We start from the raw sequence: 1,279 nt of genomic DNA on the forward strand, positions 1-1,279 counted from the left end.
GGTGTAGAACCGGACACATCGTTTACATCTGAAACCGGAGACATCGTTTACACATTTGAGGCTTCGACGCGGCTTTTACCGCGCCCAAGCCTCCCCAAGGGATAGTCACACAAGTACAGATCCCAAACATCCTCTTCAGTCTCTTTGAGCCCTATCCGTTCTCCAGCAAGTGCCTCGCTGACAAACACAAACTTGTTCTTCCACTTGATCGAACCGTTTTGTCTGATGCTTCGAACCTTCATCTGCGCCGGATATTCCACATCTGGCAAGCGATCTGGGTAGACCCGGTTAGACGGCACGTACAACTCTCCCGGACGTTTCATGCCAAGCGCTTCGTGAGGTCTTACGTAATTGAACTCATGCCTGAAGTGTTCCAGCAGCAATTGTTGTTCAATCAGGTTGTTCCCCAGCGGCAGCTCAAACTTGAGGCTGCGGTGCATTCGTTCATGGCGACCGTTCTGTGCAGGCCTTCCCGGCATGATTCGCTCGGGATAGATACCCAGGCGTATCCACCAAACCGCGAGTGTCGACATCCTTGCCAAGCCTGGTGAGGCAAATGGAACGCCGTTATCGGAGCGAATGACTTCCGGCATGCCGTACTCCCGAAAAAGCCGCTCAAAGGTTTGTTTTACAGGCTTGGTCATAATCCTGGGATGGGCCTGGCAAGCCAAAATCAGACGAGACGCGTGGTCCGTGACGGTCAACGGGAAGCAGAACTGTGAATCGAGCATTTTGAACTGCCCTTTGTAGTCGACGCACCACGTTTTGTTGGGTTCGTTGGCCTCTCGCATCGGCGCATGGACACTGTGATGACGGCGCTTGAAACGCCGCTTTTTGACCAGCCCCACTCGATCAAGCCACTCGCCTGCCGTGCTGGGAGAAGGCCAATCGATGGCAGGATCCTCAAGCCGCAACAGCTCGATAAGCTTTTTGGGGCCCCATCTATCATGAGCCTCCTTCATCGCCACGATGCGAGCCAGGATCTCATCATCAGTCCTATTGGGGCTGTTGTGAGGCCGTCGGGGAAGCTCGGATAACGCCTTTAAGTTGCCGTCATACCGAGAAATCCACTTATCGACGGTTGGCCGACTGACATTGAAGCGCAATGCCAGCTGGCTTTTCGTGTATTTGCGTGTAAGCCAGTCGGCGACCAGCTTGATTCGTTGGTTCATGGGGGACTCTTGGTTCCAGGGCATGATCAGTTACCTCCTGATCATGCGTATTAGCCTGTAAACCATGTCCCCGGTTAGAAATGTAAACGATGTCTCCGGTTTGTACC

General features: G+C 53.4%; 1 protein-coding gene. It reads right to left on the reverse strand.

Translation table 11 applies throughout. The features are described 5' to 3' along the window. Positions 1 to 47 precede the first annotated feature (47 nt). Positions 48 to 1,196: an integrase core domain-containing protein gene (locus ACW9IB_RS29430; protein ID WP_457416828.1), complete on the reverse strand. Its 1,149-nt coding sequence runs from the start codon at positions 1,194 to 1,196 to the stop codon at positions 48 to 50. Positions 1,197 to 1,279: the final 83 nt, after the last annotated feature.

It is taken from the genome of Pseudomonas sp. SDO524_S393, from assembly GCF_054071875.1.